Origin of the sequence: Pseudoalteromonas sp. (genome assembly GCF_041629635.1) — a bacterium.
In the GTDB taxonomy this organism is placed as follows: Bacteria; Pseudomonadota; Gammaproteobacteria; order Enterobacterales; family Alteromonadaceae; genus Pseudoalteromonas.
This window is the reverse complement of record NZ_JBFKMX010000032.1, coordinates 23,168-30,517: the sequence shown is the minus strand read 5'-3', so window position 1 is coordinate 30,517 and position 7,350 is coordinate 23,168. Positions and strand designations below refer to the sequence as shown.

The following is a 7,350-nucleotide window of genomic DNA, read 5'->3' as shown; positions in this document are numbered from 1 at the left end:
TCACGTAGCCCTGCCGGTGCGATTATTTGGGTACCTACCGATGAGTCATTACACAAATCAGTACCGGATGCGCACGTTAAAGGTAAGTTCAACCCGCCTGTGATGAATACGGCAGATTTGGCGTTAAAATTTGACCCTGAATACCGCAAAATTGCAGAGCGCTTCTTAGCTGATCCTGAAGAATACCGCCTTGCATTTGCCAAAGCGTGGTTTAAATTAACCCACCGCGATATGGGACCACTTGATAATTACCTAGGTGACGAATATCCAAAACAAGCGCATATTTGGCAAGATCCTATCGACAAGCCAGATTACAATCTTGTAAGTGACAAAGACGTTAAAAAGCTAAAAGCACAAATTTTAGATTCAGGTCTTTCAATTTCAGAGCTAGTAGCAACAGCATGGGCGTCAGCATCAAGCTACCGTGATTCTGATATGCGCGGTGGTGCAAATGGTGCACGTATCGCACTTGCACCGCAAAAAGATTGGCAAGTAAATAACCCAGCTCAAACTGCCAAAGTAATTGCCAAACTAACTGAAATTAAAGATGAATTTAACGGCCGTACTTTGGGTCGCAGCAAAATTTCACTTGCAGATATGATAGTTCTTGGCGGCGCGGCAGCAGTTGAAAAAGCAGCTAAAAATGCAGGGGTTAAAGTAAGCGTACCATTTGTTGCAGGACGTGGTGATGCAACCCAAGCACAAACTGATGTAAATTCATTTTCGTTACTCAAACCAAGTGCAGATGGTTTTAGAAACTACTATGAAAATGGTTATTACAAATCACCAACTGATGCTTTAGTAGATAAAGCAGATCAGCTCGCTCTAACGGTGCCTGAAATGACGGTATTAGTGGGTGGTATGCGCGTGCTAAATACCAATACAGATGGCTCAAACAACGGTGTATTTACAGATAAAAAAGACGCTCTAAGCAATGACTTTTTTGTCAACTTGCTTGATATGTCCACTCAGTGGCAAAAAGCAGGCGATGTGTACCAAGGTAAAGATCGTAAAACTGGCGCAGTAAAATACACAGCAACACCCGTTGATTTAATCTTCGGTTCTTCATCTGAACTGCGCGCTGTTGCTGAAGTATATGCCTTTGATAACTCAAAAGAGCGTTTTGTAAACGACTTTGTTAAAGCATGGACTAAAGTGATGCAGCTAGACCGGTTTGATATTAAGTAATAAGTGAAGCTACTGTCTAAAAGGCGCAGTTTGCGCCTTTTTATTTTGATAAAAAAAGCCCACAAAGAAGGTTTGTGGGCAAAGATGTGTTTTAAAAAAATAAAACAACTACTCGGGAAAACTAACTTTTAACAAATCCAAGGGAGAAACTGTTTGTTTAAGTTGAGTGTATTGTAAAAGCAGAAACCTTAACCAAAGATTAATCACACAAATAATTATATTTTTTGCGCTAGTGTTATGTGTTTTACTTCAAGTTTAAAATCGCCAGCCTGTTTAGCACTAATCATAAAACCAACCGAGCGCACATCGTCAAAGCGAAGTTGATAGTCCGACTGAAATTGCCTGCCGCGAAACATTAAAACAAAGTCTTTTTCAGATAAATTAAAGGTATGTTCTTTACCTGCCTCAGTTTTAAAGTGATAAACAAACGCAGGGCCGTCGTAATAACCATCTACCCGCACACGCAGCTGGTATTGTTTGCCATCACCCACAACCTTAAAGCTAAGCAAATCTGTATTAGTATTTTCAAACGAAATAGGCGCTCGAAATGATGCAAAGCCGCCATTATTGGCAAGTGATACATTGCCTTTAAAGGTTAAATTGTTATCGCCAACGATTACACGGCTATTTGAAACGCCTCCCATTACTGAGTCGTTTATCACTATCCATTCAAGTTGGGTAAGATTTATATTAGCGTGAGCGTGTGCTGCCATAACAAACAAACCAGTAACAAGAGACGATTTCATTAAACACCTAAGCTGTTTTGGGCTAATAAGTTATTACGCGTAAAACAGCTTTTAGGTTTAATAAAATAAACATTACCTAGCGAGTAGTAATCAAGCAAACCTTTGCCTATTTTATATTAGAGAGTGTAAATTGGTCCGCATCAAGATGGGCTGGAAACTTTTCTTTAAACTCAGTTAACGCCGATTTCGTTAGTTCAACTGTGATTACTTGTGCTTGGTTATCCTCGGCGGCAATGAGCGTTTCCCCCGTAAAATCATAGGCAGCAGTGCCGCCATTATGTGCAACTCCATTGCCATCATCGCCGACACGATTGGCAGCAAGCACATAACATTGATTTTCAATTGCTCTAGCTTGCAGTAAAGTATCCCAAATACGACGACGTGCAGCAGGCCAGTTTGCCACATTAACCATCACATCATAATCGTTGCGACTTCGTTGAAATACTGGAAAACGTAGGTCGTAGCACACCTGAGGTAATAACCTAAAACCATTTATCGTAATGATTTTTCGCTCAACACCTGCATTTACAAAATCACCTTCGTTGCCTAAACAAAACAGATGGCGTTTATCGTAAAATTCTACCGTGCCATTTGGCCAACACCAGTAAAAGCGATTCGCTTTTTTGCCTTGTTGACTCACTAACACCGAACCTGCCACCACCGCATTTAAGCGTTTCGCTTGTGCCAACATCCAATCAAAAATTGGCCCTTGCTTTGGCTCTGCCACGTCTAAATTAATGGCAAAACCTGTAGCAAAAGTTTCAGGCAGTAAAATTAAATCAACCGAATCTAGATTGCTCAGTTGTTCGTTTAAGGTGTTTAAATTTTTAGTAACGTCAAGCCATGCAATATCACTTTGCACTAACGCGACTTTCAAGCTGTTATTTATAGCTGACATAACTTCTCCGCAGCAGCGATTAAGGTAGCGTCTTCCTTTGCAAAGCATAAACGAATAACGCGATCGCCAGGGGCATTTTCATAAAATACGCTAAGAGGTATAGCAGCAACACCAACTTCTTTTACTAAATACTCGCAAAATGCCACATCATCTAAATCTGAGATGGCGGAGTAATCAAGCAGTAAAAAATAGGTACCTTCACTAGGTAACAGTGTAAAACGGCTATTTGCTAATGCATTAGTTAACACATCGCGCTTGTGCTGATAAAACGTGCTTAATTCGTCAACATGGTTTGGCTGCTCTTTAAGCATATCGGCTAATGCCAGTTGCGCGGGGGTAAAGCTAGAAAACGTCACATACTGGTGAATTTTACGAAACTCTACCATCAGTTTTTCAGGGGCAACACAGTAACCCATTTTCCACCCCGTGCAGTGAAAGGTTTTACCAAAACTCGAAACCACAAAACTGCGGGCAAAAAGTGCGTCATCGCCAAGCGCACTTAAATGTGTGGCGCCATCAAAGCAAATATGCTCGTAAACTTCATCGCTGATGAGGTACAAATCATGCTGTTCAAGCAGTAGCTTTAATGCATTAATGTCTGCTTGTTTTAGCGTTTTAGTACTTGGGTTATGTGGCGAATTAATAATAATCGCTTTGGTTTTATTTGTAATTGCGTTGGCGACCTGCTGCCAATCTATTTGGTAATTTGGCGCTGTTAACGCGATATGAACCGCTTTACCACCTGCAAGTTCAATCGCTGGTTGGTAAGAATCATACGCAGGGTCGAACACAATCACTTCATCATTTGGGCTTACAAGTGCTTGAATTGCGACATAAAGCGCCTCTGTTGCACCTGATGTAACGGTCACCGATACCTCTGGTGAAATAGTTAAAGCATATTTACGCAATACCAAATCAGCAATTTGTTGTTGTAATGCGGGTACACCACTGGATGGCGAATATTGGTTAAACCCTTGTGCACTGTAAAAGTTAAGTTTGTTTTTAAGCGCTTCTGGCGTATCGAACTCTGGAAAACCTTGTGATAAATTAAGCGCTTGGTATTTATTTGCAAGTGCGGTCATTTGCGAAAAAATACTGACGCCTAAATTTGGTAATTTACTTTGCACACGATACCTCTAATCTTGATGGTGCTTTGACAAAAGCGATGCTATCATTGCCCAAAACGGATGTATAGCCGTCTAAATGTTTTTAATTTATATTTTCGAGTAACCTATTATGCATAATGATGCCGCAAAAAGTGCATTGATTGAAGCGGGTCGTTGGGTCAGCGATAAAGGCTGGGTACCGGCAACTGGTGGTAACTTTTCAATTAAAACAGACACGGGATTTGTTGTCACCGCAAGTGGCCATGATAAAGGATACCTTGCCCCTGAACACTTTTTAGAGCTCGATAAGCAAGGCGCAATTTGCAAAGGTCAAGGAAAGCCATCTGCAGAAACGTCACTTCATTTAAAATTGTACCAACTTCAGCCAACCACTGAATGTGTATTACATACCCACTCTGTGGCCGCGACTGTGTTATCGCGTTTTATAAAAGGTGATACCTTGGCAATTCATGGCTATGAAATGCAAAAGTCATTACGCGGCATCAGCAGTCATGAAAGTACACTTACTATTGCCATTTTTGATAATGACCAAGATATTGACCGCTTGGCAGAGCTTGTTGCAAAACGCCACGCGCAAGAGCCAGTGATTCACGGTGTGCTTATTCGCGGTCATGGTTTATATGCTATGGGCAACAGTGTGGCTGAAACACGTCGCCACATTGAAGGGTTGGAGTTTTTATTCGCATGCGAGCTTGAGCGCATTAAGTTGGAGTCATCATTATGATTAAAGCCATCATTACCGACATTGAAGGCACAATTACCCGCATTTCATTTGTAAAAGATATTTTGTTTCCCTATGCGGCAAAACATATTGCTGCGTTTGTTGAAGAAAACCAAAGCGATGCCATGGTAAAAGCGCAAATTGATGCAGTAAAAGCGGAAATTGCCAAGCCAGACGCCAGTCTTACTGAGGTCATAAATGCGCTGCAACATTGGATTGCAACGGATCAAAAAATTACACCACTTAAACAATTACAAGGCCTAATATGGCAAACGGGTTATCTACAAGGTGATTTCACAGGCCATATTTACCCAGATGCCTATGACTTTTTAAACCAGCAAAAAGACGCGGGCATGAGCCTTTTTGTTTATTCGTCTGGCTCGGTAAAAGCACAGCATTTGTTATTTGAACATTCTGACTATGGTGATATTCGCCCACTGTTCAACAATTATTTTGATACCCATGTTGGCGGTAAAAAAGACGCAAGTTCATACACCAATATTCTTGAAAAGATTGGTTTTGAGGGCTCTGAGGTGTTGTTTTTAAGCGACATCGTTGAAGAGCTTGATGCCGCTAAAAGTGCGGGCATGCACACCTTGCAGTTATGGCGTGATAACCAAGAAAAAAGCGACCAACATCCAGCAATTGACGATTTTAACCAATTTGATGAAGCATTATTTGTATGAGCAAACTAACTATTTACCGTCACGACGATGCAGCCAACGCGCTGCTACAGAGCGAAAACTTTACTGAAATTCAGCAACAACTTAATCAAGTAGGTGTGGTATTTGAGAACTGGCAAGCAGCATTTGAAATTGACGCAAGCCACAGTTCGGATGATATTTTAAACGCCTATGACGCCGATATTAAACGTGTGCAACACGACGGCGGCTACCAAACGGTGGATGTAATTTCACTCGCTAAAGGCAATCCAGCGGCAGCTGAATTAAGACAGAAGTTTTTATTTGAGCATACGCATAGCGAAGACGAAGTACGCTTTTTTGTAAAAGGCCAAGGTTTATTCTGCCTGCATTTAGACGACAAAGTGTATCAAGTGCTTTGCCAACAAGGTGATTTAATTTCAGTGCCAGCTAACACTAAGCATTGGTTTGATATGGGCAGCGATCCTGAGTTTACCGCAATTCGTTTTTTTAATAACGAAGCGGGTTGGGTGGCACAAAGCACCGAAAGCAACATTGCCAATGAATTTCCAATCTTAGATTAGAGCGTGTTGATCTTTATGGTCTAAATTTCTGTTCAAATCCAAAGCGTTTTGATCGCGGCGTTGCTTTGTAGGCCTAGCAAGCTAAGTCAAGAAGCAACAACAAAGAACAAAACGCTTTGGGTTGAACCTGTTAGGCAGCGCCTGTTTGGCGTTTATACTGCGTTATCGTTCATTTATGTAGAGTAACTACACTACAATCACTCTGCCTTGTCTAAATGCCAAACAAACTGCTGCAGAAATAGACATCAAAGGTCAACACGCTCTAGGTAAATAAGAAAAGAGCACCGAATGGTGCTCTTCTTATATTTAATAGGGCTTGTTGGTTAAAGCTCTTTTAACGCGCCGTCTTTTACTTGCTGTAAATTGTAAACGCCCGTATCAAGTACCCAACCTGTTACCAGGTGTGCTGGCGTAACATCAAAGGCAGGGTTAAACACCTTGGCATTGTTTGGTGCCCATTGGCACTCACCAAAGCTGCCACTGACACCTTTTACTTCAGCATCAGCACGCTCTTCAATAGGGATATGTTGACCACTTTCACAATCAATATCTAGGGTTGTGACTGGCGCAACCACATAAAATTCAACATTATGAAAATGTGCCAGCACGGCTAAATTATAGGTGCCGACTTTATTGGCAAAATCACCATTTTCCGCAATGCGATCTGCACCAACAAAAATCTTATCTACTTTACCCGCAGCCATCAAACTTGCGGCCATATTGTCACAAATTAGGGTGTATGGAATTTGCCAACTTTCAAGCTCGAATGCCGTTAAGCGACCGCCTTGCAGTAATGGGCGTGTTTCATCCACCCAAACATGAATATCACCGTATTTTTGATGGGCGTGGTGTATAACACCCAGTGCAGTACCCACCCCAGCTGTTGCTAATGCACCCGTATTACAGTGAGTTAAAATATTATCGCCCGGTTTTACCAGCGCAGCACCTAGGCTTGCCATGGATCCACACAGTGCAACATCTTCATTAAATAACTGCTCAGCAGTAGCTACCAATGCATCGACAAAATTGTCTTGTGCTAATGCTTGGCGCATACGTTTCATACAATGCATCAAATTAACCGCAGTTGGGCGTGTTGCCTCTAAATCATTTATTGCCTCTGCAAGTTTGCCATGAGATACACCATGCTCAGCTAAATGGGCAACTAACAGGGTTGCAGCTAGACCAATTAGCGGCGCCCCACGCACTTTTAACGTCAAAATTAATTCTTGCATTTCAGGCACACTGTTACACACATGCCAATGCTGCTGATGTGGTAAAAGGTACTGATCTAAAACAAATAACTGTCCGCCTTGATATTTAAGACTGCGCGCGAGCAAATTTTGCATGTTGTGAAACTCCAAACTATTAACTCGCTCATTTTACACCAAGACACAAAGAAGTATAGACATCTAAACTTTCATCAGTATAGAATTCCGTAATTATCT

At 41.6% G+C, this 7,350-nt stretch carries 8 protein-coding genes; 4 read left to right on the top strand and 4 right to left on the bottom strand.

Features of this window, described 5'->3' with window-relative positions; genetic code table 11:
• Positions 1-1,188: peroxidase family protein (locus ABYD77_RS07015; protein ID WP_372768357.1), on the top strand; the 1,188-nt coding region annotated here is incomplete at its 5' end.
• A gap of 215 nt (positions 1,189-1,403) precedes the next feature.
• Here ABYD77_RS07015 and ABYD77_RS07010 read toward each other — a convergent pair.
• The 3 genes from ABYD77_RS07010 to ABYD77_RS07000 all read right to left on the bottom strand — a co-directional run bounded on the left by ABYD77_RS07010 (position 1,404) and on the right by ABYD77_RS07000 (position 3,914).
• Positions 1,404-1,934 (bottom strand): CIA30 family protein, encoded by a 531-nt coding sequence (locus tag ABYD77_RS07010; RefSeq protein WP_372768355.1) that lies wholly within the window; start codon positions 1,932-1,934, stop codon positions 1,404-1,406.
• Between the two features lie 106 nt (positions 1,935-2,040).
• Positions 2,041-2,832, bottom strand: coding sequence for an amidohydrolase (locus ABYD77_RS07005; RefSeq protein WP_372768353.1), 792 nt, complete (start codon positions 2,830-2,832; stop codon positions 2,041-2,043).
• Positions 2,820-3,914 carry a methionine aminotransferase gene (locus ABYD77_RS07000; RefSeq protein ID WP_372768363.1) on the bottom strand — a complete coding sequence of 365 codons (1,095 nt, stop codon included), beginning with the start codon at positions 3,912-3,914 and terminating at the stop codon, positions 2,820-2,822. Before ABYD77_RS07000 ends, ABYD77_RS07005 begins: the two co-directional genes overlap by 13 nt.
• A gap of 154 nt (positions 3,915-4,068) precedes the next feature.
• Here ABYD77_RS07000 and ABYD77_RS06995 point away from each other — a divergent pair, with 154 nt between their 5' ends.
• The 3 genes from ABYD77_RS06995 to ABYD77_RS06985 are packed head-to-tail and all read left to right on the top strand — an operon-like array spanning position 4,069 to position 5,905.
• Positions 4,069-4,683, top strand: a complete 615-nt coding sequence (locus tag ABYD77_RS06995) for a methylthioribulose 1-phosphate dehydratase (RefSeq protein WP_372768351.1) — start codon at positions 4,069-4,071, stop codon at positions 4,681-4,683.
• Positions 4,680-5,366 carry an acireductone synthase gene (mtnC, locus tag ABYD77_RS06990; protein ID WP_372768349.1) on the top strand — a complete coding sequence of 229 codons (687 nt, stop codon included), beginning with the start codon at positions 4,680-4,682 and terminating at the stop codon, positions 5,364-5,366. Before ABYD77_RS06995 ends, mtnC begins: the two co-directional genes overlap by 4 nt.
• Positions 5,363-5,905 carry an acireductone dioxygenase gene (locus ABYD77_RS06985; protein WP_372768347.1) on the top strand — a complete coding sequence of 181 codons (543 nt, stop codon included), beginning with the start codon at positions 5,363-5,365 and terminating at the stop codon, positions 5,903-5,905. Before mtnC ends, ABYD77_RS06985 begins: the two co-directional genes overlap by 4 nt.
• A 323-nt stretch (positions 5,906-6,228) precedes the next feature.
• Here ABYD77_RS06985 and mtnA read toward each other — a convergent pair whose 3' ends face one another.
• Positions 6,229-7,251 carry an S-methyl-5-thioribose-1-phosphate isomerase gene (mtnA, locus tag ABYD77_RS06980; RefSeq protein WP_372768345.1) on the bottom strand — a complete coding sequence of 341 codons (1,023 nt, stop codon included), beginning with the start codon at positions 7,249-7,251 and terminating at the stop codon, positions 6,229-6,231.
• Between the last annotated feature and the right edge of the window lie 99 nt (positions 7,252-7,350).

Coding starts and splice junctions, on each gene's coding strand:
- ABYD77_RS07010 (WP_372768355.1), bottom strand. CDS start 1,934: ATGAAATCGTCTCTTGTTACTGGTTTGTTTGTTATGGCAGCACACGCT.
- ABYD77_RS07005 (WP_372768353.1), bottom strand. CDS start 2,832: ATGTCAGCTATAAATAACAGCTTGAAAGTCGCGTTAGTGCAAAGTGAT.
- ABYD77_RS07000 (WP_372768363.1), bottom strand. CDS start 3,914: ATGACCGCACTTGCAAATAAATACCAAGCGCTTAATTTATCACAAGGT.
- ABYD77_RS06995 (WP_372768351.1), top strand. CDS start 4,069: ATGCATAATGATGCCGCAAAAAGTGCATTGATTGAAGCGGGTCGTTGG.
- mtnC (WP_372768349.1), top strand. CDS start 4,680: ATGATTAAAGCCATCATTACCGACATTGAAGGCACAATTACCCGCATT.
- ABYD77_RS06985 (WP_372768347.1), top strand. CDS start 5,363: ATGAGCAAACTAACTATTTACCGTCACGACGATGCAGCCAACGCGCTG.
- mtnA (WP_372768345.1), bottom strand. CDS start 7,251: ATGCAAAATTTGCTCGCGCGCAGTCTTAAATATCAAGGCGGACAGTTA.